At 67.6% G+C, this 24,870-nt stretch carries 32 protein-coding genes; 11 read left to right on the plus strand and 21 right to left on the minus strand.

Features of this window, described 5'->3' with window-relative positions; all coding sequences use genetic code 11:
* Positions 1 to 695 precede the first annotated feature (695 nt).
* Complete coding sequence (locus OIE47_RS35630) at positions 696 to 1,067, minus strand: hypothetical protein (protein ID WP_326558943.1); 372 nt, start codon at positions 1,065 to 1,067, stop codon at positions 696 to 698.
* Positions 1,067 to 1,807, minus strand: a complete 741-nt coding sequence (locus tag OIE47_RS35635; protein WP_326558944.1) for a GntR family transcriptional regulator — start codon at positions 1,805 to 1,807, stop codon at positions 1,067 to 1,069. The genes OIE47_RS35630 and OIE47_RS35635 overlap by 1 nt, the downstream gene beginning before the upstream one ends.
* 656 nt (positions 1,808 to 2,463) lie before the next feature.
* Between OIE47_RS35635 and OIE47_RS35640 the strand changes: the two genes are divergently transcribed.
* The 3 genes from OIE47_RS35640 (at position 2,464) to OIE47_RS35650 (ending at position 3,481) form a co-directional block, all read left to right on the plus strand.
* The gene (locus tag OIE47_RS35640) at positions 2,464 to 2,790 is read left to right on the plus strand and encodes a hypothetical protein (protein WP_326558945.1); all 327 of its coding nucleotides are present in this window, start codon (positions 2,464 to 2,466) and stop codon (positions 2,788 to 2,790) included.
* Positions 2,791 to 2,897: 107 nt separating this feature from the next.
* Entirely contained in the window at positions 2,898 to 3,176 is a 279-nt protein-coding gene (locus tag OIE47_RS35645; RefSeq protein WP_326558946.1) for a hypothetical protein, read from the plus strand.
* The gene (locus OIE47_RS35650; RefSeq protein WP_326558947.1) at positions 3,176 to 3,481 is read left to right on the plus strand and encodes a hypothetical protein; all 306 of its coding nucleotides are present in this window, start codon (positions 3,176 to 3,178) and stop codon (positions 3,479 to 3,481) included. Before OIE47_RS35645 ends, OIE47_RS35650 begins: the two co-directional genes overlap by 1 nt.
* Before the next feature lie 120 nt (positions 3,482 to 3,601).
* Here OIE47_RS35650 and OIE47_RS35655 read toward each other — a convergent pair whose 3' ends face one another.
* The 5 genes from OIE47_RS35655 to OIE47_RS35675 form a co-directional block, all read right to left on the minus strand.
* Positions 3,602 to 4,093, minus strand: a complete 492-nt coding sequence (locus tag OIE47_RS35655; protein ID WP_326558948.1) for a hypothetical protein — start codon at positions 4,091 to 4,093, stop codon at positions 3,602 to 3,604.
* Between the two features lie 450 nt (positions 4,094 to 4,543).
* Positions 4,544 to 5,716, minus strand: coding sequence for a low temperature requirement protein A (locus OIE47_RS35660; RefSeq protein ID WP_326558949.1), 1,173 nt, complete (start codon positions 5,714 to 5,716; stop codon positions 4,544 to 4,546).
* Between the two features lie 214 nt (positions 5,717 to 5,930).
* Complete coding sequence (locus tag OIE47_RS35665; protein WP_326558950.1) at positions 5,931 to 6,737, minus strand: DUF4328 domain-containing protein; 807 nt, start codon at positions 6,735 to 6,737, stop codon at positions 5,931 to 5,933.
* Between the two features lie 198 nt (positions 6,738 to 6,935).
* Positions 6,936 to 7,592 (minus strand): HAD family hydrolase, encoded by a 657-nt coding sequence (locus OIE47_RS35670; protein ID WP_326558951.1) that lies wholly within the window; start codon positions 7,590 to 7,592, stop codon positions 6,936 to 6,938.
* Positions 7,589 to 8,341 (minus strand): hypothetical protein, encoded by a 753-nt coding sequence (locus tag OIE47_RS35675; RefSeq protein ID WP_326558952.1) that lies wholly within the window; start codon positions 8,339 to 8,341, stop codon positions 7,589 to 7,591. The genes OIE47_RS35670 and OIE47_RS35675 overlap by 4 nt, the downstream gene beginning before the upstream one ends.
* Positions 8,342 to 8,558: 217 nt before the next feature.
* Here OIE47_RS35675 and OIE47_RS35680 point away from each other — a divergent pair, with 217 nt between their 5' ends.
* The 3 genes from OIE47_RS35680 to OIE47_RS35690 all read left to right on the plus strand — a co-directional run bounded on the left by OIE47_RS35680 (position 8,559) and on the right by OIE47_RS35690 (position 9,886).
* Positions 8,559 to 8,756 carry a hypothetical protein gene (locus OIE47_RS35680; protein WP_326558953.1) on the plus strand — a complete coding sequence of 66 codons (198 nt, stop codon included), beginning with the start codon at positions 8,559 to 8,561 and terminating at the stop codon, positions 8,754 to 8,756.
* Between the two features lie 57 nt (positions 8,757 to 8,813).
* Entirely contained in the window at positions 8,814 to 9,224 is a 411-nt protein-coding gene (locus tag OIE47_RS35685; protein ID WP_326558954.1) for a hypothetical protein, read from the plus strand.
* Between the two features lie 227 nt (positions 9,225 to 9,451).
* Positions 9,452 to 9,886 carry an ester cyclase gene (locus OIE47_RS35690; RefSeq protein ID WP_326558955.1) on the plus strand — a complete coding sequence of 145 codons (435 nt, stop codon included), beginning with the start codon at positions 9,452 to 9,454 and terminating at the stop codon, positions 9,884 to 9,886.
* A gap of 28 nt (positions 9,887 to 9,914) precedes the next feature.
* Here the strand turns inward: OIE47_RS35690 and OIE47_RS35695 are convergent, their stop codons facing one another.
* From OIE47_RS35695 to OIE47_RS35715, 5 genes are all read right to left on the minus strand, one after another.
* Positions 9,915 to 10,433: a pyridoxamine 5'-phosphate oxidase family protein gene (locus OIE47_RS35695; RefSeq protein ID WP_326558956.1), complete on the minus strand. Its 519-nt coding sequence runs from the start codon at positions 10,431 to 10,433 to the stop codon at positions 9,915 to 9,917.
* The gene (locus tag OIE47_RS35700; RefSeq protein ID WP_326558957.1) at positions 10,430 to 10,933 is read right to left on the minus strand and encodes an SRPBCC family protein; all 504 of its coding nucleotides are present in this window, start codon (positions 10,931 to 10,933) and stop codon (positions 10,430 to 10,432) included. The genes OIE47_RS35695 and OIE47_RS35700 overlap by 4 nt, the downstream gene beginning before the upstream one ends.
* Complete coding sequence (locus tag OIE47_RS35705) at positions 10,926 to 11,267, minus strand: ArsR/SmtB family transcription factor (protein WP_326558958.1); 342 nt, start codon at positions 11,265 to 11,267, stop codon at positions 10,926 to 10,928. Before OIE47_RS35705 ends, OIE47_RS35700 begins: the two co-directional genes overlap by 8 nt.
* Positions 11,268 to 11,362: 95 nt before the next feature.
* Entirely contained in the window at positions 11,363 to 11,824 is a 462-nt protein-coding gene (locus OIE47_RS35710; protein ID WP_326558959.1) for a nuclear transport factor 2 family protein, read from the minus strand.
* A gap of 5 nt (positions 11,825 to 11,829) precedes the next feature.
* Complete coding sequence (locus tag OIE47_RS35715; RefSeq protein ID WP_326558960.1) at positions 11,830 to 12,594, minus strand: SDR family NAD(P)-dependent oxidoreductase; 765 nt, start codon at positions 12,592 to 12,594, stop codon at positions 11,830 to 11,832.
* Between the two features lie 97 nt (positions 12,595 to 12,691).
* On the opposite strand from OIE47_RS35715, the gene OIE47_RS35720 reads away from it, so the two are divergent.
* Positions 12,692 to 13,288 carry a TetR/AcrR family transcriptional regulator gene (locus OIE47_RS35720; RefSeq protein WP_326558961.1) on the plus strand — a complete coding sequence of 199 codons (597 nt, stop codon included), beginning with the start codon at positions 12,692 to 12,694 and terminating at the stop codon, positions 13,286 to 13,288.
* A 93-nt stretch (positions 13,289 to 13,381) separates the two neighbouring features.
* On the opposite strand, the gene OIE47_RS35725 is transcribed toward OIE47_RS35720, so the two are convergent.
* Positions 13,382 to 14,839, minus strand: coding sequence for an MFS transporter (locus tag OIE47_RS35725; protein ID WP_326563331.1), 1,458 nt, complete (start codon positions 14,837 to 14,839; stop codon positions 13,382 to 13,384).
* Positions 14,840 to 15,244: 405 nt separating this feature from the next.
* Between OIE47_RS35725 and OIE47_RS35730 the strand changes: the two genes are divergently transcribed.
* Positions 15,245 to 15,934, plus strand: a complete 690-nt coding sequence (locus OIE47_RS35730) for a biliverdin-producing heme oxygenase (protein ID WP_326558962.1) — start codon at positions 15,245 to 15,247, stop codon at positions 15,932 to 15,934.
* Between the two features lie 6 nt (positions 15,935 to 15,940).
* Here OIE47_RS35730 and OIE47_RS35735 read toward each other — a convergent pair whose 3' ends face one another.
* On the minus strand, positions 15,941 to 16,447 hold the full coding sequence (locus OIE47_RS35735; protein WP_326558963.1) for a MarR family winged helix-turn-helix transcriptional regulator: 507 nt from the start codon (positions 16,445 to 16,447) through the stop codon (positions 15,941 to 15,943).
* 86 nt (positions 16,448 to 16,533) lie between these two features.
* Between OIE47_RS35735 and OIE47_RS35740 the strand changes: the two genes are divergently transcribed.
* The 3 genes from OIE47_RS35740 (at position 16,534) to OIE47_RS35750 (ending at position 19,248) form a co-directional block, all read left to right on the plus strand.
* Positions 16,534 to 17,448: an NADP-dependent oxidoreductase gene (locus tag OIE47_RS35740; protein ID WP_326558964.1), complete on the plus strand. Its 915-nt coding sequence runs from the start codon at positions 16,534 to 16,536 to the stop codon at positions 17,446 to 17,448.
* A 187-nt stretch (positions 17,449 to 17,635) separates the two neighbouring features.
* On the plus strand, positions 17,636 to 18,703 hold the full coding sequence (locus OIE47_RS35745) for a DUF2855 family protein (RefSeq protein WP_326558965.1): 1,068 nt from the start codon (positions 17,636 to 17,638) through the stop codon (positions 18,701 to 18,703).
* Between the two features lie 71 nt (positions 18,704 to 18,774).
* Positions 18,775 to 19,248 (plus strand): molybdenum cofactor biosysynthesis protein, encoded by a 474-nt coding sequence (locus tag OIE47_RS35750; protein WP_326558966.1) that lies wholly within the window; start codon positions 18,775 to 18,777, stop codon positions 19,246 to 19,248.
* Between the two features lie 65 nt (positions 19,249 to 19,313).
* Here the strand turns inward: OIE47_RS35750 and OIE47_RS35755 are convergent, their stop codons facing one another.
* From OIE47_RS35755 to OIE47_RS35785, 7 genes are all read right to left on the minus strand, one after another.
* A complete protein-coding gene (locus tag OIE47_RS35755; protein WP_326558967.1) occupies positions 19,314 to 20,303 on the minus strand; it encodes a glycoside hydrolase family 11 protein in 990 nt (329 codons plus the stop codon).
* A gap of 494 nt (positions 20,304 to 20,797) precedes the next feature.
* A complete protein-coding gene (locus OIE47_RS35760) occupies positions 20,798 to 22,168 on the minus strand; it encodes a permease prefix domain 1-containing protein (RefSeq protein WP_326558968.1) in 1,371 nt (456 codons plus the stop codon).
* Positions 22,165 to 22,539: a PadR family transcriptional regulator gene (locus tag OIE47_RS35765; RefSeq protein WP_326558969.1), complete on the minus strand. Its 375-nt coding sequence runs from the start codon at positions 22,537 to 22,539 to the stop codon at positions 22,165 to 22,167. The genes OIE47_RS35760 and OIE47_RS35765 overlap by 4 nt, the downstream gene beginning before the upstream one ends.
* A gap of 166 nt (positions 22,540 to 22,705) precedes the next feature.
* Complete coding sequence (locus tag OIE47_RS35770; protein WP_326558970.1) at positions 22,706 to 22,951, minus strand: hypothetical protein; 246 nt, start codon at positions 22,949 to 22,951, stop codon at positions 22,706 to 22,708.
* 108 nt (positions 22,952 to 23,059) lie between these two features.
* On the minus strand, positions 23,060 to 23,428 hold the full coding sequence (locus OIE47_RS35775) for a YciI family protein (RefSeq protein WP_326558971.1): 369 nt from the start codon (positions 23,426 to 23,428) through the stop codon (positions 23,060 to 23,062).
* Between the two features lie 166 nt (positions 23,429 to 23,594).
* Positions 23,595 to 24,176 (minus strand): TetR/AcrR family transcriptional regulator, encoded by a 582-nt coding sequence (locus OIE47_RS35780; protein WP_326558972.1) that lies wholly within the window; start codon positions 24,174 to 24,176, stop codon positions 23,595 to 23,597.
* Between the two features lie 13 nt (positions 24,177 to 24,189).
* Positions 24,190 to 24,870, minus strand: a complete 681-nt coding sequence (locus OIE47_RS35785; RefSeq protein ID WP_326558973.1) for a hypothetical protein — start codon at positions 24,868 to 24,870, stop codon at positions 24,190 to 24,192.

Genomic DNA, 24,870 nt, shown 5'->3' on the forward strand with positions numbered 1-24,870 from the left:
ATCCGTATTGGCGAGGAGAGGTCCGAGGAATTGATTCTCCAACTCCAAGACGAGCGAAGCAGAAGACCGACTCGGCTAATTGAATCTTTCGCTGCAGCGGCCGGCCTCGTATATGCACTTGTAGCGCTAGTCTCTTTCATCTTCGACTCTGCAGCGACAACCATTGCCGCAATGATCATCAGTAGCGTGTTCATAGCCGCCACGACTTTAGTTCGAAGTCTCAAATAGGAAAACCCAAACCGACGTTTTCAAGTTGCCCTGGATAGAAGCCACCCACAGATCGAGAATGTAAGCCATCAGGGCTGACCTTGGCGCGACAAAAGCTGATATATTGGCCGGGGATTACCATGGTTGGACAACCGAGCGACACAACAAACGATGCGTCCATCTACTGCAGTTACTAACTCGGAGCCAACCCGCAACAAGACCGCTACCGACCTAGACGGAAATGTCCCCTCCTGCTGGTCCTTCCCCCTGCTTAAAGCGGTTGGCCGCCTCCTGTGTCACTGCGTGCTCGAAGGTGCCATATTGTAAGCGGCGCCATCTCTGGATACGCAGCACCGCCATTACTTGACGGGCCTTACTACTGCAGCGACTTGTTGCCTTGCTCCATCTGCAGGTTTTCTCCCGACTAGGCGAGGCCCGTGTTCAAGTGTAACTTTCGGATCGAACGGTCGATCAGGGCGCCGTTGGGTCTAAGCCGAAAGCGAATACACGCCCCACGGCCCCATTGGCTCGATCACCCGAATCTCGTAGACGGACCCCACGTTTAGCATCAGCTCGCTCGTACCCAGGCGCAACTGACCGACGTACTGCGCGTCCTGCGCATCAACCAGGCGGTACTCGTGTCGCCCGAACAGATCGTTGTGGACTCGCCAGCCGGTGCCGTCGTGCTCTAGGCGGTACGTCTCGCCGCGGAGCATCCAGTGACGGAAGATCCCGTCGTTCCGCAGGGGCACACCGGTCGGCTGGTACATGGTGCGCGCGGCCATGTCGGTCCGGTATCCGGAGTCGTAGACGGGAACTTCCTCAACCGCCAGCACGCCCAGCATCGTTTGCGTAGCCATCACGCCGTCCCTTCGTAGATGATCTCGTTGCGGTCGCCAGGTAGTGCGGTGACAGACACCGCCACAACCTTGCCGTCTGCGGCCCTGCGGACCCTCGTGTGTTCGGTAACCGCGACGCCAGGGTCCAGGCCGAACAAGTCAAGCTCTGCGGCTGTGGGTGGCCGGGACCTGAGAGTGTCGCGCCAGGTCCGCCACCCGTGGCCAGCCGCTTCCAAGATTGCATACGTTCCTGGCAGCACGTCGGCCGGCAACTCGATCATTGTCCCAGCCACAAGGGAACGTGGGTAGTAGCTGTCCGACGTGGTGTGGAGTTGCCGATCGACGTACCGCAGTCGCCTACGAACGGTCACTGGCTCGCCTGGCGGCAGTTCGAGGAAGTCCGCGATGCGGCCGGAGGCGAGAATCGTCTCGGTGGTGATGACCTCGTTCGGTTCGCGTCCCTGCGCCCGGATCCCGTTGGACCAGGTGTCGGCCGGCGACGTGTCGATACGGGTGTTGCGCTCCGGCTCGGAGGCCACCCAATCCAGGGTTCGCTGGTCGCGAGTGGACCAACCCTGGCCCTGCGTGGAGACGATGAGCCCTTCCCTGGCAAGGGTTTGCAGGGCGGTCCGAACGGTCTGCCGGGAGACCTTGTAGCGCTTGGTGAGGTCGTGTTCGCTGGGCAGCTTCTGCCCGGCCGGCATCTGGACAACATCGCGGCGCAGGTCGTCTGCGACGCGGCTGAACAGGGTCACGGTCATCAGAGCTTCCGATCCGGTCGTCCTGTACGAACAACAATACGTACGGTGATGGCCTTGTGGCTGCGCTCACACCAATCCTAACCTCAAGTTACGTCCTGTCCGACAAGTTGTCACGGCTGACAGGACGTGAAGGGGTGTCCGATTCTCGGCTCCATCAGCATCGAGCCCACGCGGTCGCGACGCCCCTACCCAGTCCGGATGCGGTGACCTGGCGTACCCCCATTGCGTCAGGTCACCGCGTCCGCCGGAGCGGGTGCGGCGGTCGGTGAGGGAAAGTGAATCCCGGCCGCCGCGCCTCCAATCGCGAGGGGGCAACGGATGGCGTGCGAGCAGATCCAGCAAGTCCACCAGGCGAAACACGGCCCGCCGAGTCATTCCGGGCGGCAGCAGGCGTCGACCGACACCCGAGGACGGTCCTGAATGGGCAGGTGGCGGTGGTTCTGCGACGCGTATGAGCCGGATGACGACGGGATCGGTCCTGCGACTCAGTATCCAGAGCGAGCCGGCTACAAGCACCGGGAACACGAGCCGGTCACGGGAATGGGCTCCTCGCCGGATGGGCAGCCAGAGTCCCCGGTGGATCCCGAGGACATGAGGCTGGCTCGGCTGCGCGGCAATCGGGGTTGCCGGTTCCGCTACGGGTACAGGCAGCGACCGTGACTAGGCCCGCTGGGCTGCCGGAGGTGCCGGTCGGCACCGTACTTCGGCTCGGGGTTGGCGAGTGGTCGCACTGCCGTGACCTGCCGCCGAGTGCGGCCGTGGATGTGGTCGTGGTGCGGGTGCATCTGGACCGGCTGCACGTCCGGTCGGATGAGGTGTGGGTGACCGGGCACGCGCCAGAGTGCGCGTGGGAGTCGTCCGACTGCACGACCCCGTGCATCGAACTCCTGGTGCAGGTGACCGCGATCGTCCGCCAGGTGGCGACGCAACTGAGCAGCGAAAACAGTCCATCAGATGCAGTAACCGAGGAGGAGCAGGGGTGAGTACGCATAATCCGATGGGGCGTACGTGGCTTTGCACGGGTTGTGGGGGTGACTGGCCGTGTGCGACTCGGCGGCGGGAGCTGCGGGCCGAGTTCGATGGCAGTCGGGTGTCGCTCGGGCTCTACCTGGGTCAGTATTTCGTCGTCGCGGCCGAGGATCTGCGGCACGTGCCCAGCGGCTGGCTGCACAACCGCTTCGTCGGCTGGATCCGGCACGACGAGCAGGCGGTCCCGTACACCGCGGTTGATGTTTTGATCAGCTCTTATGAGCTGGCCAAGGCCCACTCCCCCGACCCCGGCGGACGCTGCCCCACCTGCGGCGAACAGACCGAGTGCTGGGTACGCATCGCACCCGAGGGACCGGGCTTTCTCCTCCCGCTCCCCTGATGTTCGGCCCGCTGCCCGAACCCGGCGACATCCTCCTGATCGGGGAACGCGCCAGCGTCCAGTTCGCCGGGGACCGGGCACTCACCCTTCGCCTCATCTCCCGCTCCCGGGAACCGACCTGCGACGGCTGGATCTGGCTCACCGGCTACGTCCTCGACCAACGCGGAAAAGCAACAGAAAAACGCGAGGTGTACGTCCAACTCGCCGGCCTCCGACCCCCACCGACCTCGGCGACCAAGCCTGTACGAGCGGCTGACCGGCGAGGTCGGCCGGATCGCCATCTTCCCGACGGCGCTCCCCGCTGACCAGGTGGTCGGCTGGCAGACCGCTAACCGCCACCAGCGGTACGCCTACAGGTCCTGCCGACTCGCGTAGCGGGAGCCGGCAAGAGCCCTTCGGGTTCAACCTCGTTGGTGGTCAAGCCGTCACCAGTGCATCGCATCGCTGATCGAGTACCCGCCCTGACGGACAGAGAAGAACGGCGGCGGGGCGGTGCACATCCGCAGCTCCGGCGAATCGTCCGGGTACGGACTCTGCACACCGGTGAACCCGACCAGAGTCCGCCGCCCCATGTCCGCAACGCTGAACCCGATCCGGGTGTCCATCAGCTCCTGAGCGTTTTCCGACGCGTCCACGACTCTCCCGGTGACCGTCGCCTGGTCGCCCGAGGCCATCATGCAGTCCACCTTGATCGAATACCAGACAACTGCGTCCTGCTCGACGAAATGGTGCCGCAGGTGCGCCGTGCCCCACGACTCGGTCGGGTACGGGCCGGGGTTGTCGTGGCGGGCGTGCGCGTCCACCGTGAACCGGATCTCGTCAGCCGCCGCCGGTGGAAACGCAATCAGCGCCGACCCGCGCAGGTGGGAGATCTCCGCGTCGGGTGCGGCGCTCGCCGCGACTGGCAGACACAGCACCAACACCATCCCGGCGGCAACAGCTACGGCTTTCCCTGACACCAACATCGCTTCCTCCGTAAGGATCTGATCGTTGTGCCTCCATCCTCCAAACGTGTGCTGTGACCGGACTGAGTACCACTCAGTTTTCGCTCAGATGACACAGAGGACGACACCCTTACTCCGCTGCCCGTACAAATGCCGATTTGCACATTCGCTGTGCCGCGCTACTGATCGGTTGCGGCTGCTCGGGTTTCGGACGGAAAGGCCGAGGGTAGGTAGCCGAGGTCTAGAGCAAGCGGCTTCTGGGGAGAACGTGATCATGGCCCGAACCGCGACCGTTACCGGGGCTGGCAATGGATTGGGGCGCGAGATCGCGCTTGGCCTCGCCGAAGCCGGTTACGGCATCGGCGTAGCCGACTCCGATGAGCCGGCCGCGAAGGGGCGAAGCGCTTCAGGTAGCTCGCGCGATCACGCCTCGGACCCCTGACTGCCGGACGTCTCCTGCCCGATCGGCGAGGCGGAGTCCTCCATCGGCCGCTGCCGGCCTCGCAACGCGTCGAACAGCGCGACCAGGGCCAGCACTCCGGCGACCACGCTCAGTCCGACCATCGGCGACCAGCGGGCCAACACTGTCGTGAGCAGCAGCAGGACCACCAGGCCGATCATCCGCGACCAGGAGACCCGGCCGAAGACCTGGTACTCCAGCCACACCCGGGCGGCGAGGAAGATCGCCGGACCGCCCACCAGGAACAGAAGCCACGTCGGCCGCAGCAACCCGTACGGGTCAGTGATCACCAGCTCGTAGCTGGCCGCGGTGACGAGCACGCTGAGCACGATCAACCCGTGCGTCCGTTCCGACGCCGCACCCAGGTGGCCGGGCATACGCGCCCGCCCCAACGCCTCGGTCAGCAACCGACCGGCGCGGTAGAAGTAGATCCGCCACAGCAGCACGCTGGTGGCGAACGCGACCGTGAAGGCGGCAGCCCGCACCGAGGAGTAGCTCGCGCCACTGAACACGGCGGCGATGACAATGATCGTCTCGCCGAGCGCGATGAGGAACATCTGCTGGTGACGTTCGGCCAGATGCTCCCCGGCGATCCGCCAGCGACTCACCGCCGCAGCCCCCAGCCACGGCAGCGGCCAGCCCAGAGCCCAGGCGACATAGTCCACGGTGAGCGCGGCAGCCCACAGCGGCAGGCGTAGCTGTTCCGGGCCCAACGCGCCGACCAGCCAGAGCGGTGCGGCCGCCGCAGCCCATGCGGCGAGCCGAAACGGCACCAGCCGTCGTGGATGGCCACGCAGTGCGGCAGCGACCACCAGCGGCCGCACCACCATCACCACCAGGTACGCGACCGCGAACGGCAACGCCCGCTCCTCCACCGCGCGCGGCAGCGTCACCGCCATCACCAGGGCGGCGAACATGGTGCCGACCACGACCGCCTGGATGACCGGCCGCTCCGGCTCGTAGCGACTGGTGATCCAGATGGTGTGCGACCAGATCAACCAGAGCGCCAGGAACAGCAGCAGGGTACGACCGAGCCCGGCGACGAGGGTCCAGCCGGTGTCGCCGCCGAGGTCGGCGAACCGTTGCGAGACCCGGGTGAGGGCGACAACAAAGGCCAGGTCGAAGAAGAGCTCCAAAAATGTGGCACGCCCCGAGCTCATCCCAGAGCGCAGCAGTGTGTCACCGCGTCCCGCCACCATTGTCCGCCCCCGTCTGCCCCTCGTGGCACCAACGAGTCGGCCGTCGACAGGTTGCGTAGGCCCCTGCCGACTCCGTATTCGCAGTCGGCAGGAACTCAGCCGTTGGCTCACGTTCTCGGCGACGCCCTCCGGCGGAGGGCCGTCCGCTCGCTCAGGCTCCGGCGGTGGCCAAGCCGGGCATCACCGGGGCGGCCGGCGTCCCGCGCCCGATTCGGATGTCCTGGGCGGCCGACACCTGGTTGATCAGCTTGATCAGGGACACGCCGGCCACCGCGCCGAGCACCGCCGGCACCAGGGTCGACGGCACGGCAGAAAAGTAGTAGTAGTCGACGTGCTTCTGATAGTCGTCGGGGCCGTCGAGGTCGGTCGGCAGTGCCAGGAAGTTCCAGATGTCGAAGATTGGGAGGGCCACTCCCGCGATCCCGTAGACCACCCAGCTACCGATCCAGATCCGTACCAGGGTTTGCGTTTTCGACGTCCACACGCTCTCCCGGACGATGTTCGCCACTACGCGCGGTGGAACGACAAGGTATACGAACGGCACCAGCCAGCCGGCGATCGCCCAGCCCTTGTGCAGTGTCGGCACGGCACCCGGGAACGCGTCCAGGTTGACCCGCGCCAGGTAGCACCAGACGATCATCAGCACAGCGGCGGCGGTCAACGGAACAACGAACAGCAGGCCGACCAGGCCCGTGCTGAAAAGAGCGCTGTCGATCGCGTCCGGGTCGAGGTCTCGCTTGGCGCGCTCAACCAACTGACTGTCCACGATCATCATGGCAGCGAGCAGCAGGTGAGCCACCACCGCGAGACCGAGCGCATTCGATGTCGCCCGTCCGACGCCGCTCAGACTGTACGTACGCGCCCAGGGAATGACCGCCGGGGCACCCGTCGGAGTGCGACAGACCGCGCACGACACGGTGGTCGACGCCTGTTCGGTATGACAGGTCTGACAGCGCATGCAGTGCCCTCCAATGTGGTCGGTCGCGTCAGCCTACGGACCCTCCGGAGCACCCCGACCCCCGCACCGCCGCTGACCGATTCCGCCGACGATCTTGCAGTTGTGGCGCCCCGAATCATGGCACTCATCCGGAATTGCGAGCCACCACAACTGCAAGATCGTCGCGCACTCAGCCGGGGTGGAGAGGGTGAGCAGGGTTTAGGGGGTTGTTGTGTTGTGCTTTGCGAGGAGGGTCGGGAGTTCGTCCAGCGAGTCGATGCGGAACAGGGACTGCTCGGCGACGGCTGGTAGGTCGAGGATGTAACCCCACGGGCCGCGCCGGATCAGGCACGTGTGCATACCGGCCTCGATGGCTGGGCGTACGTCGTTGTCGGGGCGGTCGCCGACGTACAGGATCGAGGACGCGTCGCCACCGCCGGCGCGGACGACGTGCTCGAAGAAGGCCGCCGATGGCTTCGCCACGCCCCAACCGGCAGACGTGCCGATCACGTCCACGGGAAGGTCGAGGGCACGGAGCATCGTCTCGGCATGAGCTGGTTGGTTGCCGGCCAGGCCCACGAGCAGGCCCTGATCCCTCAGGGAGGTCAGGCACGATCGCGCGTCCGGGTAGAGGTCTTCTTCGCCGAACGTCTCCGGTTTGCCGGCAGCCGCCCGAAGTTCGAGCTCGGTCGCGAGATCGAAACCGGGTCGGAAGACCCGGAACGGTTCCTGCCAGTCCAGACCCCGGGCGATCGCCGCGCCGAAAACCGCCGAGAACGTGTGCCGTGGAACGCCGAACCAGTCCGCCCACATCGCGAACTCGCGGGACTCGTCGAGAATTGTGCCGCCGATATCGAAAAAGACCGCGTCGATCACTGTCGTTCCCCCCGTTGGTCGTCGGCCATCAACCACTCGCCGGGCAGTGCCTGCCGTACGCGGGCTATCCCTTCGGATGAGGCCGCCCGCGCCCACAGCCACGTTGCGGCGTCGTCGCGCAAAACCACCCCGTCGCCGCCGAACCACCTCATCGGCCGTCCGTCCGGGTCCGCCCACAGCGGGTAGTCGGGCAACGGCAGCCGCCGGAACCCCCGCTCCAGGGCATCGATTGCCTGGTCGTCGAGTTCCCGGTTGTCCGCGAAGACCTCGCCGGACAGCATCCACTCCGACAGCACCATCTCCACGCACGCCATCGAGACCCGGTCCATGAACGGCCGCCAGAGTCGCTCGGCCGATCCGGACACCTCCGGGCGGAACACCGCCGGTGGATCGGGGTCGGCGAGGGCGGGCAGCGGGACGCCCCACTGCGCGCCGTGCTGGTTCTCCACCCGGAAGACCAGGACCTGGCCCGTGTCGTCCAGGTGCAGTTGCCCCGGGGCGAGCAGGTGGTCCTGCACCCGCGTCAGGTCGTCGCGCCTGCCGATCAGGGCGTACACCGCGTGCAGCGACGCCGGCAGCGGGAACCCCAGCCGGGCCTCAGCCGCCCCCAAGTCGTCCTGGTCACACCCGTCGCCGTCGACAACCGGATTCGCGTACGCCTCGGCGAACTCCCGGACGAACCGGCATGCTCCGGTGGCGTCACGAACGGCGGCGGCAATTCCCTTGTGGAGGTCGAAGCCGCTGTTCACGCCGCACACCATACCGAAGCAGGTGGGGCTGCCCGATCCGCCGTGACTCAGCCCGACGCACCTGCTCAGCCTGGCGCCGGCATCGAACGATGTGTTCGATCGACGTTAGGCGACGTAACTGATCCAAACGGGTGGGGCCGGTCCCGCAATTCCCTGGATACAGTTCCTTGACGATCTATTTCGCCGCAGATTGTCTTGAGCCTATTAGGAGCGTCTCATGAGCGACGAATCCGACAAGGTAGACGGCCAGCGAAAAGCCATCCGCGACCATATCGAGAAGTACAAGCGTTTCACTGTGCCGTACGAGAAGCAGACGGCGCGCAAGACGATCGAGCTGGCCCAGCGGGAGATCGGCAACCTGAGAAGGCGCAAGCCGAGCATCAGGGAATCGTGGGAGGACAACTGGCGCCCGTGAGCGGTCGGCACGGCGCGTCCGTCGTTGTTCGGCGAATCGACAAAGGGGATGAGCAAGATGGGGATTTTCAGCAAGAAGAAGAATGCTGCGACCGGCGCGGGCGAGATCGGCACCTTCACCTCGCCCCACTCCCTCGCCGACACCCTGGTGGTGGCCTACGGCGGGGTCGCGTCCCAACTGAGCGTCGCCGAACGCGAGATCCAGGCGCCGGGGCTCGCCGCCTCCATCTATCTCAGCCGCCTGGACGCGACGGGTCTCACCGTCACGGCGGGCAACAAGATCGAGACCTACTTCCAGTTCCGTGTCGATCTACAGGCGCAGGGCGACGGCTGCAAGGGTCACGCCACCTTCGACCGGCCGATGTCGGAGATCAACAGGTGGATGGGTAACGCGATCAAACTGACGTTCGGCCTGCGGAGCGCACTGACCGAGTGCAGCGTCCAGGTCGAGAACTGGCGGACCGGCTGAAGGCGGTGCTGGCCACCACTCGGGCCTGACCGAGATGACCCGCAGGACGCCCCGGCCCGCGGAGACCGCAACCCTGGCCGGGGCGCTCTCCTTCGTACGGAGGTCGATCACCATCTCGGGGGTGAGTGCCTTGCTCTGATCGTCTCACCATTCCCTCACTCCGGACCGACCCGGATAGTAGTTTCGATATACGAATGGTCGGGGGTGGCAGGGAGGTCGGCGTTTCCATGGGTGGCGAGCGGACGAACATGGAACTCATGCAGACGTTGGACGACGCCTGGAACAACCAGGATCTCGAAACGTTCAACAACCGCCACCACGAGGACGTGGTGGTGAGATGGCCTGGCAAGCCCGAAACCCATGGGCAGCACAACCACGAGGCCGAGGCGATCCAGTTCTTCAAGGCGTTTCCGGATCAGCACCTGGACAACCGCCCGTACAAGGTCCTGTTCGCCGATGGCGACTGGACCTGCTCGATCGCGCACTGGACCGGGACCATGTCCGGGCCGATGCAGGGCCCGGACGGCAAGGAGATTTCTCCTACCGGTAAGTCCTTCGCCGTCGACTTCTGCACGGTGGCACGGTGGGTGGACGGGAAAATCGCCGAGGAGAACCTGTTCTACGATCTGACGACCTTCATGAAGCAGATCGGGCTCGCCTGACGACCTTCGCCCGCAGCGCGTTCCCGAGTCAGGACTGTCCGCGCCGATCGAAATCCTCGGCGCTCGATCCGCCCGGCAGGCGGGTCTGGAAGTCGAGCACTCCGACCCAGGTCGGGCGGACCGCGATGCGGACCATTTTTGCACCGGGATGGTCGACCGCGGCGACGTTGGCGGCCCCCTGCTCGGGCCCGGCGTAACGGAGCTGGGCGAGTGCGTACTCCGGCACTATCCCGTCGACGTCGGTGACCTCCGCCCGGCCCCGGACCAGCAGCACCTCCGGCGGGGTGGAGGCGGCGTCGATGGTGACGGCCACCGCCGGCCTGGCCCGCAGGGCGGCGACCTTGGCTCCGCCGAAGGTGGACAGCACCACCTCGGTTCCGGTCCAGTGGAACAGCATCGGGAAGACCCGGGGTGTCCCGTCGGCGGCCACGTACGCCACCCGGGCCAGCTCGGTCGAGACGAGCAGGCGCTGCGCGACCGGGCTGTCCAGCAGACGTACGTCTCCCTGGGGGAGGCTCATCACCTGGTCGGCGTGCAGGACGGTCACCGGTTCGGTGCCGTCGAATCGGCGCTGGTGCCGGTCAGGTGTTCGGCCATCCGCTCGAAGGAGCTGGACCACCCCTCCTCCAGCCCCGCGCTCTCCGGACCGGCGGCGATCCCGGCGAGGTGGAACGTCATCTCCGTCTTGTCGCCGAGATCGGCGAAGGTGACGGTCACCAGCGCCTCTTCGGTTTCGGCCCGCGCGTCGTCCGGAACGGGTACGGCGAGCACCAGCCGCTCGGGGGCGACCACCTCCCGGCAGGCGAAAACCACCGGGTATTCGGCGCCGTCCTCGTCGCCGATCATGCGCAGGCGCCACTGCCCACCCGGTCGGACGTCCATGTCGATCGTGGACAGGGGTGTGGTGAGCCCGCGTGGCCCGAACCACCGGGCGACGTGTTGCGGGTCGGTCCACGCCTGGAAGACCAGGGCTCGTGGTGCGTCGAAGACCCGGGTGATCGTGAACTCCCGGGTCGGTTGACCGCTGTGGCTCGTGGTCTCAGTCATCCGTACCGTCCTTCTGTATCTCTCGCAGATGGTCGGAGAGGCGGTCGAAACTGCCCTCCCAGAACTGCCGGTAGTCCGCCAACCAGTCGGTGACCTCGCGCAGGGGCTCGGGGCGCAGCCGGCACGGACGCCACTGGGCGCTGCGGCCACGGGTGACGAGTCCGGCCTGTTCGAGCACCTTGAGGTGCTTTGAGACCGCCTGGAGGGTGAGCGGCAACGGCTCGGCCAACTCGTTGACGGTGGCCTCGCCCCTGGCCAGCCGGGCGAGGATCGCACGGCGGGTCGGATCGGCCAGGGCCGCGAAGGTGGCGCTGAGCTGCTGACTGGTGTCCATACCCTACTCAACCAAGTAGCTAATTAACCGACGGGTTGAATATACAGGCCAACACCGGTACGTCAAGGAGAACGAACAGAAGGATCAGGCTCCGACTACGCCGCGTCGCGGCTGAACAGTTGGACCCAGGTGCGGTGGGTGAAGCGCCAGCCGGCCTCGGTGCGGACGAATCGGTCGTGGTCCTCGCCGATGTTCCAGGGGGTGCTGATCGGTCGGCCGTCGGCGTCGTTGAGATACACGGTCAGCACGGTCACCCCCTCGGCGGTGTCGCGGCCGTCGGCGTCGACCCCGGTGGCGACGAAGCGCATGTTGGACGCGAGGTGTCGGATGCCCGGGAAGGGGTTGTTCCGTTCGAGTTCCTCGCCCCAGGCGCGGATCGCGTCGCGACCCTGGGCAGGCTGGCCGATGTCGAGTACGCCGTTCTCGGTGAAGAGTTCGTGCAGGGTGCTGGCCTGACCGGCGTCAACCCGCCAGCCGCTTTCGCCGACGAGGCGGGACAGGCTCAGATGGTCGGCGTCGCTGACGAGGCCGGGCAGGTGGGATTGTTGGTCCCTCATGTCGCTCACCACGTCTGTGCCGCTGCTCGGACGAGCATCTCGTTGACCGCGACGCGTCGCTCCCTGGTGACCATGTAGGCCACGGCGTCGGCTACGTCCTGTGGGCGTAGCGGCTCGATGCTTGCGATTTGCTGCATGACAGCCTCCCGTATGCCATCGCGCAGGTGCGTGGCCAGCTCGGTGTCGACCGTTCCCGGCGCCACCACACCAACCCGCACCCGCTTCGGTTGCAGTTCCTGTCGTATTGCCTCGGAGAACGCGTTCACCGCGGACTTGGTCAGGGCGTAGACCGCCTGCCCCGGCCGGGCGAAGCGACCAGCGGTGGAGCTGATGGTGACCAGATCCGCGACCCGCCGCGGTGAGTCCTGCGCGGCGTTGACCAGGTGCGGCAGCGCTGCCCGGGTCACATGCAGCACGCCCTCGACGTTGACCGCGATCATCCGGTCCCACTCCTGCGGCGGCGCGTCCTCGATCGGGCCGACGAAGCTCGCCCCGGCGTTGTTGACAACGGTATCCAGACGACCGAGATCTGCGACAAGCTGCTCGACTGCCGCCTTTGCCTGCTCCGGGTCCGTGATGTCCGCTTCCAGTACCAGTGCGGCACCACCGTTCGCCTTGATCTCGTCCGCGAGAGCACGCAGGCGTTCACCCCGGCGTCCCAGCAGCGCGACAGCGGCGCCGCCCGCCGCCAGGGTTTGCGCCGTCGCGGCGCCGATCCCACTGCTCGCCCCGGTTACCAGGGCCACAGTGCCGTTCAACGACTCGGTCATCGTTCGTCCTCCGTTAGCATCGTAGAAGCGGAGCACCGTCCGCATACCCTGAAGCATAAGCGGAGCATGCTCCGCTTGCGACCGCGTGGAGGCTTGTGTGACCGGAACAACAGGTAGCCACCTACGTGCAGACGCGAAGATCAACCATGATCGCGTCCTGGACGCCGCCCGGCGCGCGTTCGCTCGCGACGGCGCCGACGCCTCGCTAAGGGAGATCGCCAAGGACGCGGGCGTGGGTATCGGCACGCTCTACCGGCGCTTCCCCACCCGCGAGGATCTGGTCTGGGTTGTGTACCGCAGCGAGGTCGACCGGCTGTGCGGCACCGTTACCGACCTGTTGGTCCAACATCCGCCGGCCATCGCGCTGTACACCTGGATGCAATCCTTCCTCGATTTCCTCGCCACCAAGCGAGCCATGGCCGACGTACTCAAAGTCGCACTCGCCCGTGACGAAGACCAGCGGCTGGAGGTACGGGAAAGAGTCACCACCGCGCTCGCAACGCTGCTCGCTGCTGGCGCCGCGCAAGGATCCATCCGGGCGGACATCGCTGCGTTCGACGTGGTGATGGCGCTCGGCGGTATATCACTGATCGCCGGCGAGGCGGACCAGCGGGCGCAGGCCACCCGTCAGTTGGACCTCCTGATGGCCGCCCTCCGCCCCGTTCCTTCCGGGCCGCCTGCTGGCCGGCGATGAGCCGAGGTCGGATCGGGGCAGACTCCCGCGCTCCCGTGGCGGAGCGCTAGCGCAGTTCCTCCTGGCGTCTCCTCAAGAGCGCCGGGAACAGCCCTACCGTTCGTGTCGCTCCGTAGGACCCTCGCCGGCACCCTGCGGCGCTCGCTTGGCGGAGTCACGGCGGATCGCGTCGAGCAGTGGCGGGGAGTCCCAGGCCGGTTCCCCGCTGAACCAGCGTTGCAGCGCCGGAGACGGCGGACGTACGCCACCCAGCGTGTAAAGCGCGATCGCGAGCAGCGTTCCGCCTGCGGCCAGCCCGAAGCAGACCCAGAGAGTCATCTGGACTCCTGCCGCAGGGTTCTTCCCGACGGTCGCGGCGACATACAGCAGGATCGGCGCGATCATGAACGCGGCCACCGCCCGCAGCAGCTCGACGATCGCGAACACCCGCTGGAGAGCGGCGTTGCGCAGTGAGAAGCCGGCAATGAACAGTGCCGGGGTGACCGTGGCGCCGACGCCGGCCCCGATCAGTCCCGTTCCGATCAGCGTACGGATGGTGGTGGGTGGAACAGCGAAGGCGATGAGCGCGATGCCCGCGATGAGCGAGAGCGTCCCAGCCAACGCGAAATAATGGATTGCCCGCGTGGTGAACACCTTCGCGAACACGATCGCCGCGATCACCGCCCCACCGAACTCGGGGAGATAGAGCAGTCCCAGGTCCAGCGGCGAGTGTCGGTCCCGGAGCACGACGCCCGTCAACGCGATCGCGGGCAGGGAGGACGCCGCCGCGGACATGGCCACCACTATCCCGGCCACCGGTAGCGTGCTCGTCAGGGGACGCACGATCAACAGCGGACGCCGGGCCCGGTACTGCTGCACCAGCAGGATGATGATCAACGCCACCCCCACAGTCAGCGGCGCCAACGCGGTGGCGTCGAGACTTCGGTGAGGCAGGAACTGTGAGGCTCCGTAGAACGCGGACACACAGCCGGCGGTGGCCAGCACGACGGCAGTCGGGGAACGCGTGGCCGTAGGGTCGGCGGGCGGCACGTCCTGGAAGGTCAGCAGCGACAGCACCAGCGCCACGACGGCGATCGCCGCGATCACCCAGAACAACGGCCGCCAGGCGTTGGCCTCGGCTTGGATGCCGGCGATCAGCGGGCCGAGCGTGACCGCCCCGAAGATCGACAGGTTGAGGACCACCGCCGTCGGGCGGAGCTTCCCCGGTGGGAATCCCGTGACGAGCGGCGGCACGGCGGCGATCAACAAGAGACTGGTGCACAGGCCCTGAAGTACGTGCCCGACGATGAACAACGCCGGCCCGGTCGCCGCCGCCGCGAGCACCGAGCCGATCACGAGGATCGTGGTGTAGATGATCAGCATCCGGCGCTGGGGCAGATGCTGGGCGAGCTGCACCGACAGTACTGTGCCCAGCGCGTACCCGGCGTTGGCCAGGCCCTCGGCGAGACTCGTCTGCGCCGCGCTCATGCCGATCTGCCGGGCGATGATCAACATGAGCGGATCCAACGCGGCCGAGAGCACCAGGTACGGAACCAGCGCGGCGACGACCATCGCTGCCACCGCAGGGTAATGGCCGGCCAGCGGACCTTTCCTCGTCATCCGGCAGCCTCACCATCGGTCCCGGGGGCAGAGCATCACCCAGCACGGTCGATGGAGGCCACCCGACGTTCGCTAACCCGTGCCGGCGGCACCGATCATCCCATTCAAGATACTGTGCAAAAGGGTCGCGCGAATGGAATTGCGACGAGACGTGCACAACCAGCGGCAAATCCAGCTACCCACTGGCCTCGCCCGACGTGACGTCGCGTCGAGTAGGGGCTCAGTCGGCCTTCGAGCCGTCGCGTGCCCCGGTGACCGCGTCGGCGATGGCACGTTCGACCTTGCGTCCGGAGGCAACCTGTTGACTTAGGTAAACCTAAGTTGCACCATGAGCGAAGGCGCTACCCAGGAGGCACCGTGTCAGCACCGCTCTTCTCGTCGGTCATCCGTACCGCCAGTCAGGGCCCGCACGCCGAGGTCAACAACGCGGCGTTCATGACCAACCTCCTCGGTGGCCACCTCGGCGTGGACGCCTACGCCCGCTACACGGAGCAACTGCTGTTCGTGTACCGCGCCCTGGAGAGTGCCGCCGACCCGCTGGAGGACGACCCGGTCGCCGGGCCGTTTCTCCGGCCGGAACTGACGCGGGTGCCCGAACTGGAGCGCGACCTGGCGTACCTCCTGGGCGAGGACTGGCGTGACCGGGTCGCGCCACTGCCCGCGACCCGGCAGTACGCCGCCCGCATCGTCGAGGTCGCCTCGACCTGGCCGGCCGGGTACGTGGCACACCACTACACCCGGTACATGGGCGACCTGGCGGGCGGGCAGGTGATCCGGAGCATCGCGGAGAAGAGCTGGGACCTGGACCGCAAGGGCGACGGTGTCCGCTTCTACGTCTTCGAGGGGATCGACAATCCGGCGTCCTTCAAACGCGAGTACCGGGCGCTGCTCGACGCCCTCCCGGTGGACGAACCGGAGAAGCAGCGGGTCATCGAGGAGTGCCACGCCGCGTTCACCCTGAACGGCGCCGTCTTCGCCGAACTCGGCGCCCTCTTCCCGCTCGGCGTACGAGAGGCCGCCTCGCCGCCGGTCAGCACGGCCGTCTGATCCGGATCAGTCGGCGCGACCGCGGCCCGCTCGGGGTTTCGCCGAGCGCGGTGGCGCGGCGCGCATGTGGTCGCGGACGCGGCCGAGGATAGCGCCGAGGGCACCCAGGTCGCGCTGTTCGAGCGCGTCGAGCAGCAGCCGCCGGACGACTTCGATGTGGCCGGGCAGGACCTGCGCCACGAGCGCGCGGCCAACGTCGGTGACGGCCACGACAACACTCCGCTCGTCCTCCGCGGCGGGCGACCGGGTGACCAGTCCACGCTTCTCCAGCAACCCGGCCTGGTAGGTCAGGCCGCTGCGGCTGTAGACGAGACCGTCGGCGAGATCGGTCATCCGCAGTCTGCCTCCGGGCGCCTCGGCGAGGCGGGCCAGGATCTGGAACTGGACGTTGCTGAGGTCGCCGTCGGCCCGCAGGTGCCCGTCGACGGCGTGCTGTAACAGGCTGCTGACCTCCATGAGGGCGAAGTAGGCGCCGAGCTGCTCGGCATCCAGGGGCGCTGTCTCATGGCTCACTCCCACATTCTACTTGCTTCGAATTCGAAGCAGGCTGTAGTCTGCAACTGCTTCGAGTTCGAAGCAACTTCCAGAGAGGAAGCGTCATGAAGGTCGTCCGTTTCCACCGGTACGGCGATGCCGGCACCCTGCGCGTCGAGGAGATCGAGCAGCCCACCCCCGGTCCCGGGCAGGTGATCGTGCAGGTGGCCGGCACGTCGTTCAACCCGGTCGACGCCACCATCCGCGCCGGCCACCTGCGGCAGGTCTTCCCGGTGACCCTGCCGTTCACCCCGGGGATCGACGTCGCCGGCACCGTGACGGCGCTCGGCGAGGGCGTCACCCGGTTCGAGCCCGGCGACCGTGTTGTCGGGCTGCTGCCGATGACGGTCGACGGCGCCTCGGCCGAGTACGTGGCCGCCCCGACCGAGGTCCTGGCCGCCGCGCCGACCACGGTGCCGCTGGCCGACGCGGCAGCGCTGCCGGTCACCGGGCTCACCGCCTGGCAGGCCCTGTTCGAGCACGCCGCCGTCCAGCCGGGGCAGCGGATCCTGGTCCACGGTGCCGGTGGTGCGGTCGGTGGTTACGCGGTGCAGCTCGCCGTCCAGGCCGGCGCCACCGTCGTGGCAACCGCCGGACCGCGCAACACCGACCGGGTACGCGGCTACGGCGCCGACGTACCCGGTCGCGACATCGACGGCGTCACCGGGCAGTTCGACGCGGTGCTCAACTTCGCCCCGGTCCCACCGGAGGAGATGGCCGCCCTTGCCGGTCTGGTGCGCGACGGCGGCGTACTGGTCACGACCGCCACGCCCGGCCCGCAGGACGATGCGCGCGGAGTACGTTCGAGCAGCGTGTTCGTCCGTGCCGACGCCGAGCAACTCGGGACGCTGGTCGACCGGGTCGACGCCGGCAAGCTGCACATCCACGTCGCCGACCGGGTCGGCCTGGACGAGCTGCCCGAGGTCCACGCCCGCAACGACGCCGGAACGCTGACCGGCCGGACCGTCATCATCCCCTGAGCTCCCGCCCCACCCGTCCGCACGGACCCTCGGCCAGCGGGGCTCCCGTCGACTCCACAGCGGAGTCGACGGGAGCGCCGAGCCGTAGTGGCGTACGGCACTCGGTAACGGGCCCACCGGTAGGTGCGTGAGATTTTGCACTGACAGTGCACTTGCTTTGGTTTTCGGTCCTGTCTAGCGTCGGACCATGGCTGCCTCCTGGACATTCGCCGTGGCCCGTGACGACCTGGCCCGGACCACCCTGGTCGAGGGGGTGACGCCCGCCCCGTCCGAGGGCGAGGCACTGTTGCGGGTGGACCGGGTCGGGCTCACCGCCAACAACGTCACCTACGCGGTGCTCGGCGAGACGATGCGGTACTGGCAGTTCTTCCCGCCCGGCCCCCGGGGTCTCGGACCGCAGTGGGGACTTCCGCCGCTCTGGGGTTTCGCGGAGGTGATCGAGTCGACGGTCGCCGGGGTCGCACCGGGGCAGCGGGTCTACGGCTACCTTCCGCCCGCGGGTCACCTGGTGGTACGACCACAGCGGGTGGACGCGTCCGGGTTCCGGGACGCGAGCGAACACCGGGCCGACCTGCCCTCGCCGTACAACGTGTACCGGTCCGTCACCGGCGACCCGGCCTACCGGCCCGACCAGGAGGATCTGCTGATCCTGCTCAGGCCGCTGTTCTTCACCTCCTTCATGCTGGCCGACCAGGTCGTGGACAACGGCTTCCACGGCGCGACGACGGTGGTGCTGTCGTCGGCGTCCAGCAAGACCGCGTACGCCGCCGCGTTCGAGCTGCACGGTCGCGGCCCACGCCTGGTGGGGCTCACCTCACCCGGCAACCTCGCGTTCACCCTCTCCCTCGGCTGCTACGACGCCGTGCTTCCGTACGACGAGGTGGACAGCCTGGACGTGGTGCCGACCGTCTATCTCGACCTGTCCGGTGCGCCCTCGACCCGAACCGCCCTGCGGCAGCACCTCGGTGACCGGCTCGTCCGGGACATCGCGGTCGGTCTCACCAACCAGACCCCGAACGCCGACGCCGCCGGAGAGGTCTTCTTCGCACCGACGCAGATGCGCAAGCGCAGCCTGGACTGGGGCCGCGACGGACTCGACCGACGGTTCACCGAGGCCTGGCAGCGGTTCGCCGGGCTGGTCGGCGGGTGGCTCGATGTCCGGGTCGGTTCCGGCCCGGACGACCTGCGGCGGGCGTGGCTCGACGTCCTCGCCGGTCGTACGCCACCACGGGTGGGCGAGGTTGTCCAGTTGTGAGCGGTGCGCCCCCGGACCCCGGCTTCACTGAAGTCCGGCGCCCCGGATGTCCGTCTTCGTAGAATCGCCGCATGCCCAAGATCGTCCAGTTGCTGGCCTCGCCCGTGCATCGCTATACGGGACGTCCGGCCGACGGTCCGGCACCGGCGCCACCGTGCGAACTGGTCGAGGAGATCCGGATTCGGGAGGGTCTCGGGATCGTCGGCGACCGGTACTTCGGCAAGCCCGCGCACCGCGACGCGAGCATCACCGTGATGGCGCAGGAGTCGTTGCCGCCCGGCGCCGACCTCGTACAACTCAGGCGCAACATCCTCGTCTGCGAGGTGCCCGTCGATGACCTGGTCGGATCCGTACTGGTGTTGGACTCGGGCGACGGTCCGGTGCGGCTGCGGGTGAACCGGCGGGCCCACCCGTGCGCCTGGATGGACGCGACCGTCGCCCCCGGCACGTGGCGGGCGCTGCGGGGAAAGGGCGGCGTCCGCTGCACCCCACTCGACGACGGCATTCTGCGGATCGGCCCGGTCCGGGTCACGATCGAGAGCTAGCCGGCAGGGTGGCGCGGCGACCGTTCGGCCGCCGCGCCACCGTGCGGTTTTCCCGGGGTACGGACTCAGCTCGGGCTGCAGGAGACCGTCGGCCAGGTCCAGTTCCCGTTGGGCTGGATGGTGACGCCCCAGTTGTTGCCGCTGCCGTTGGGCGTGGCGCTCAACACCTGGGCGCTGGGATAGGTGGCGTTGACATTCCAGGTGGAGAGGACCCTCGCCGGGGACGGGACGTTCATCGTCACGGTCCAGGTGTTGGAGCCGGACACCGAGACGTTGAGGTTGTAGCGGTCGCTCCACTGCTGACCCGCGGACAGCGTCGCGGTGCAGCTTCCGCCGCCGCCACCACCGCCGCCTCCACCACCGCCGGAGCCGCCCAGCGTGATGTTCGAACTGCCGCTGCTCTGGTAGCCCTCGGTCGCCATGATCATGTAGTTGTGGTTGCCGAGACTCATTCCGTTACGGGCCCACGCGTCGAAGTGGTTGCCGGAGGTGATGGTTCCACCCGTCTTCTTCGACTGCCGGACACTCCAGTACTGGTAGAACGTTGCCGTACCGATGATCGAGGGCTGGTTGACGCGCTGCGTCTGGTAGATGTCGTACGTGCCGCCGTCGCTGCTGACCGTGCCCTTGTACGTGCCCGTCGGCCGGTAGGTGCCCCAGTTGTCGACGATGTAGTACTCGATGAGCGGGTTGGTCGTCCACCCGTAGAGGGTCAGGTACGCGTTGCCGGACGGGTTGAAGCTGCCCGAGTAGGTCACGCTCCGGCGTCCACCCGTACTCCAGCCCTTGCCGGCGACGAAGTTCCCGGTGTTGCGCCACGAGGTGCTGTAGTTGCCACCGGATCCCAGCTCCATGGAGACCGATCCGGGGCTGTCGGTCCAGAACGAATAGAAGTAGCCGTTGTTGGTGCCGGTCTGATTCGAGGTGATGGCCGCGTACGCGATGCCGGGCAGCATCGCGTTGGCCGCCATCATCGCTACCGCGCAGGCACCGCCGACGAGGAGCCGGGCGAGACCACGTCTGCGCGTTGTCGGGTGGGACGGGACGTCGTTCATGGGCGTGCTTCCTCCTCATGAGGGCTGGCGGGGAGACCAGGCAGCGCGGTACGACCGGCGGGACTCTGTCGGTGGCCGGGGACACGGCCACCGCGTCGGCGTCGTACAACGCGGGTGGGGTGGGCCGGTCGTCGTGCACTGGACGACCGATGGAGCGGGTCGCGGTGCGGGTGGTACGGATCGACGCTTGTCGACGTCAATCGATGGCGCCAGTATTGGTACGACCCTGTCGGATTGTCAACAACTTCCGGAAACATTACGGAAATCTGATCTTGGCTGGGTGCGAAGACAGGGAAAGCCCCACCTGCTCGTCGTTGGGATCAGAGTCAGGGGGTGAGCGAGAGACTCCCCCACTCGAAGGATCTGGATTCGCGTGTGTGGGCACCGAAAGTTCCGGAGACTTTCCGGGCCACACAAAGCCGAACGGCCCGCTCGATCCCTGTCCTGTGTGGACGGGGTGAGCGGGCCGGGTCGGGGTGCGGGTGCCGGTGGGGTCAGTCGAAGTTGAACACCAGCGGGAAGACGAGGATGACCGCCCAGGCCCAGACCGCGTACACCAGCACGTACCGGGTCTGCCAGCGTTCGAGGCGGGCGAAGGGCATGCGGCCACGTACGAAACCGAGGAACAACCAGGCCGACCACGCCAGGTTGGTGAGCAGGATGAGGTTCTCGCCCAGGGCCGCGGTCTTGTTGGGACTGAAGCCCCACTCGGTGATCCGGCCGGTGATCGCCACCAGCACCAGGACGTCGATGACCAGGGCACTGACCACGAGCGCGAGCTGCAGGCGGTCGAAGAGACCGGGCCGGGCCGTGAGGTCACGGGCCGAGATGGCGTACAGGAGCAGGCCGAGCACGACGACGAGCAGCAGGTCGAAGAGGATCAGCGCGTCGCGCTCGACGTCGATCCCGTTGGTGGTCCAGACGATGGCGACCAGGAAGGCCAGCAGGGTGGCCGCGAACAGGGGCGTGAAGACGCGGGTCAGCACCGGCGCCATGTTCTCGATGACGCTCTGCTTGGCCTCCACCAGCCAGGCCGCCACGATGATCGCGGCCATCGCGCCGCACGGCAGCAGCCACCCCTCGATGAAGCCCTCGGCGTTGAGACCGATGGCCCGGAAGGTCCCCGCCGTGAAGGCGGTGAGCACACCACCACCGAGTCCGATGAGGGCAAGGTAGATCAGCCACTCCCCGGTGAACCGGATGAAGTCCATCCGTCGCCGGTCCGAGCGCCAGTCGCCGCCCACGTAGGCGACGCCGACGACCAGCCACAGCGCGAGCGGCAGATGGATCGCCGTGAGCACGAGACTCTGCGAGTCGTCGGCCATCGGGTACGCGTTCACGGCGACGCCGCCGAGCACGAACAGCAACGCGAGCACCCCGACGGTCCGGGGTGCGACCCGGCGTTGCCAGACGAAGTACGCGGCCAGCGCCGGCAGCGCGAAGAGGCTGAAGTTGCGTACGAAGAAGGGGCCGTCGTCGTCCGAGATGTCCAGCCCGAACAGGGCCGGCACCTTGATCGCGAGCGCCGCGACCGCCGCACAGAGCACCATGACCGGCAGTTCGCGACGGGTACGGGCGGCGGCGGGCGCATCCGGCTCACCGGGCAGTACGAGCTGCTTCCACAACCGCTCGGAATGCTCCCGGGCGAACTCCCGCGACAGCTCGTCGAGGCTGCCCATGCGTTTGACCGCGATGAGGAACGCCTCGTCCGTGTGCAGGCCCGCCTCGGTCAGCTCGGTGACCCGGCTGCGCAGATGGTCCTCCAGCTCCTCGGCATCGGTGCGGTGCAGCTCCCGACGGCGCTGCATGTACGCCCGCCACTGCGCGATCTGGCCTTCCAGGTCGTTGTCGCTCTCGGCGATCACAGTCCCGCCTCCCACGCCGGGGCCGGGATCGGCCGGATGGACTGCGTCGCGCTCCAGACCCCCCGCAGGGCGTCGACAACCGCGGCCCACTGGAGGCGCTGCTCGGCGAGTTCGGACCGGCCCTGGTCGGTGATGCGGTAGTACTTGCGGCGGCGACCCCCGGGTGGGGTCTCCCAGGCCGAGTCGACGTGCCCCAGCCGCTCCAGCCGGTGCAGCAGCGGGTAGAGCAGACCGTCGGTCCACTCCAACTGCCCGCCCGACAGCTCGTTGACCTGCTTGAGGATCGCGTAGCCGTAGCTCTCGCCCTCCGCGAGGATCCCCAGCACGAGCGGCGTCGCCGAGGCCGCGACGAGGTCCTTGGTGATGTGCATGTGACCCCCTATACCTAGAACTGCAATGCATAGTAGTTCTAGGTATAGCAGCCGCGCAATCCCCGCCCACCTCACCCTCGGACTACGACTCGGCTGACAGCCCGACCAACTGGCGGCCGGCTTCGCGCTGCTCGGCGGTAGAGAGATCTGGAGCTGACGACGTCCTTCAGCGGCCGTACGGCCTGCGTGACCATCTGCGGACGATCGACGGGAGCGGCGGCGGCCTCCACCATGCCGGCTCGACCGGGCGGCATCCCAGGCGGCCGTCGGACCAGGACCGGAGTGCCCGGTCGAGCCGCTTGGGCCGCGCGCCGGGGCAGACCTCGAGGTTGACCGCGAGCGGGGTGCCGAACCAGCGGAGGTTCTCGCTGATCCGCCGCTTTGCCCGGGTGGCGATCCCCATCCTGGGCACGGCCGGACAGTAGCCCGCAGCCGCCACCCCTGACACGGGTGGGGGCTGGTCCCGCGCCTCAGCGAGCGGACCAGCCCCCACCGACCGACGCCCGATCCGGGCGCCGGGTCAGGCCGGAGTCGGCAGGTCCTCGAACTCGACGACCTGGCGCACCTCGACCTCGACCTCCTCGAACAGGTCGGCGTACCGCTGGGCGAACTCGACGGCCTCCGCCCGGTTCGCGAAGTTGAGCAGCGCGAACCCGCCGATGACCTCCTTGGCGTCGATGAAGGGACCGTCGGTCGCGGTCATCGCCCCACCCCGGGCCTTGCGGACCAGGGCGCCCCGCTCCGACGGGTGGACGCCCTCGGCCATTATCAAGATGCCCTTCTCGACCGAATCCTGGATGAACGCGCCCATCTTCTCCATGAACTCCTGGCTGGGGTTCCATGCCTCCGGCGCACGCTCGTCGAGCCGGTGCATCATCAGAAACCGCATTGCCACTCCCTTGCCATCTCCGGCTGAGGTCCGGTCAGTTCCCGGACGCGATGACCAGCCGTCTCATACCCGTCGAACGACGATCCGCCGATTCGACACCCCACCGAAAAAATTTTTCCCCGCGCCGGTACGCCGGGTCCTGGAGGTCACAGACCCGCGGTCCCGGTCAGGATGTGCCGGTCGAGCCGAAGATCATGTCGAGGTGGGCGTCCAGGACGTTCAGGGCCCGCTCGGCGGTGTACTGGCCGCCGAGCAGGTAGACGCCCAGCCCCTCCATCAGCGCAAGCAGGCCGGCCGCGGTGTCCTCGGTGTTCGTACCGGGCAGGATGCCGGCGAGGAAGCCGACCATCTGCGCGGTGTCCTCGCGCAGGCCGGTGGCGGCGGCCGGGCGTACGGCGGTGTAGGCGAGGAACGCCAGTGCCACCCGCCCGTCGTCGCGGGTGTGCTCGTCGAGTGGCAAGACAGCCGCGATGATCGTACGCAGCAGCGCCCTCGGGGACGGTTCCTCGCCCAGCCGGGCCACCGCTTCGGTGACCCGTACCTGGTTGCGCTCGCGTACGACCGACAGCGCGAACGTCATCATCTCGTCCTTGGTGCGGAAGTAGTGCTGCACCAAACCCGAGGAGACGCCGGCCTGGGCTGCCACGTGCCGCAGACTGACCGCTTCCAGCCCCTGCTCCGCGGCGACCCGCATCAGCGCGTCCGCGATGAGCGTCCGCCGCTCCTGGTGGTCGACCTTCTTGGGCATGGAATCGATGCTTTCACAGTGCCGTTTTGTCGGCGCTGACCGTACGCGCCTTCCGGACGAAGGCGTCGGGATCGTCGGCGTAGAGGCGCAGTTCGTCGACCGGTTCGGTCTCGCCGCCCGGCAGTACGAAGGTCAGCGGACGACGCAGCCGGACGTCGACGCTGGTCTGGCTGCCGACCACGATGTGCAGGACCCGGCGGTCGCCCACCTCCTCGACCTGGACCGACCTGCCCGAGGGCATCGAGCGGTAACTCCTGCTCACCGTCTCGATCTCCTGCCGCGGGACCGTGATGTCGATCCCCGCACCCACCCGCACCCGGATGCCCGTGTCACCGATAACGTGCGGGTGGATCTTGATGCTGGCAAAGAAGCCGATCATCCAGAGCAGGCCCCAGACGCTCAGCCCGAGCATGATCCACCGGGCCGGCTCCCAGGGCACGACGTTGCGGACGATCAGGTCGAGGATCGGTATCTCGACAACCGACAGGCCGATGAAAACCCCGAGGATCGGCTTGATCACCCCGAGGTAACCGAACGGTTCGTCGCCCGGAGCCAGCGGCAGCGGCCGACGCAGCGCCCACATGTACATGCTGCGCCACATCGCGGCCTCGGTCACCGCTGCCCGGCGCAGCAGCGCGCCGGCCTTTCCCCTGGTCGGGGTCCTGGTGTCGGTCGGGGTCCTGGTGACGGTCAT

The sequence above is a fragment of the Micromonospora sp. NBC_01796 genome (assembly GCF_035917455.1).
Taxonomy (GTDB): Bacteria; Actinomycetota; Actinomycetes; order Mycobacteriales; family Micromonosporaceae; genus Micromonospora_G.

Excerpts from the sequence above, each read along its gene's own strand:
- OIE47_RS35630 (WP_326558943.1), bottom strand. The coding sequence starts at position 1,067 with ATGGCTACGCAAACGATGCTGGGCGTGCTGGCGGTTGAGGAAGTTCCC.
- OIE47_RS35635 (WP_326558944.1), bottom strand. The coding sequence starts at position 1,807 with ATGACCGTGACCCTGTTCAGCCGCGTCGCAGACGACCTGCGCCGCGAT.
- OIE47_RS35650 (WP_326558947.1), top strand. The coding sequence starts at position 3,176 with ATGTTCGGCCCGCTGCCCGAACCCGGCGACATCCTCCTGATCGGGGAA.
- OIE47_RS35665 (WP_326558950.1), bottom strand. The coding sequence starts at position 6,737 with ATGCGCTGTCAGACCTGTCATACCGAACAGGCGTCGACCACCGTGTCG.
- OIE47_RS35680 (WP_326558953.1), top strand. The coding sequence starts at position 8,559 with ATGAGCGACGAATCCGACAAGGTAGACGGCCAGCGAAAAGCCATCCGC.
- OIE47_RS35685 (WP_326558954.1), top strand. The coding sequence starts at position 8,814 with ATGGGGATTTTCAGCAAGAAGAAGAATGCTGCGACCGGCGCGGGCGAG.
- OIE47_RS35690 (WP_326558955.1), top strand. The coding sequence starts at position 9,452 with ATGGGTGGCGAGCGGACGAACATGGAACTCATGCAGACGTTGGACGAC.
- OIE47_RS35700 (WP_326558957.1), bottom strand. The coding sequence starts at position 10,933 with ATGACTGAGACCACGAGCCACAGCGGTCAACCGACCCGGGAGTTCACG.
- OIE47_RS35705 (WP_326558958.1), bottom strand. The coding sequence starts at position 11,267 with ATGGACACCAGTCAGCAGCTCAGCGCCACCTTCGCGGCCCTGGCCGAT.
- OIE47_RS35710 (WP_326558959.1), bottom strand. The coding sequence starts at position 11,824 with ATGAGGGACCAACAATCCCACCTGCCCGGCCTCGTCAGCGACGCCGAC.
- OIE47_RS35715 (WP_326558960.1), bottom strand. The coding sequence starts at position 12,594 with ATGACCGAGTCGTTGAACGGCACTGTGGCCCTGGTAACCGGGGCGAGC.
- OIE47_RS35725 (WP_326563331.1), bottom strand. The coding sequence starts at position 14,839 with ATGGTCGTCGCCGCGCTGGTTCCGTACCTGGTGCTCTCGGCCGCGTTG.
- OIE47_RS35740 (WP_326558964.1), top strand. The coding sequence starts at position 16,534 with ATGAAGGTCGTCCGTTTCCACCGGTACGGCGATGCCGGCACCCTGCGC.
- OIE47_RS35745 (WP_326558965.1), top strand. The coding sequence starts at position 17,636 with ATGGCTGCCTCCTGGACATTCGCCGTGGCCCGTGACGACCTGGCCCGG.
- OIE47_RS35750 (WP_326558966.1), top strand. The coding sequence starts at position 18,775 with ATGCCCAAGATCGTCCAGTTGCTGGCCTCGCCCGTGCATCGCTATACG.
- OIE47_RS35755 (WP_326558967.1), bottom strand. The coding sequence starts at position 20,303 with ATGAACGACGTCCCGTCCCACCCGACAACGCGCAGACGTGGTCTCGCC.
- OIE47_RS35765 (WP_326558969.1), bottom strand. The coding sequence starts at position 22,539 with ATGCACATCACCAAGGACCTCGTCGCGGCCTCGGCGACGCCGCTCGTG.
- OIE47_RS35775 (WP_326558971.1), bottom strand. The coding sequence starts at position 23,428 with ATGCGGTTTCTGATGATGCACCGGCTCGACGAGCGTGCGCCGGAGGCA.
- OIE47_RS35780 (WP_326558972.1), bottom strand. The coding sequence starts at position 24,176 with ATGCCCAAGAAGGTCGACCACCAGGAGCGGCGGACGCTCATCGCGGAC.
- OIE47_RS35785 (WP_326558973.1), bottom strand. The coding sequence starts at position 24,870 with ATGACCGTCACCAGGACCCCGACCGACACCAGGACCCCGACCAGGGGA.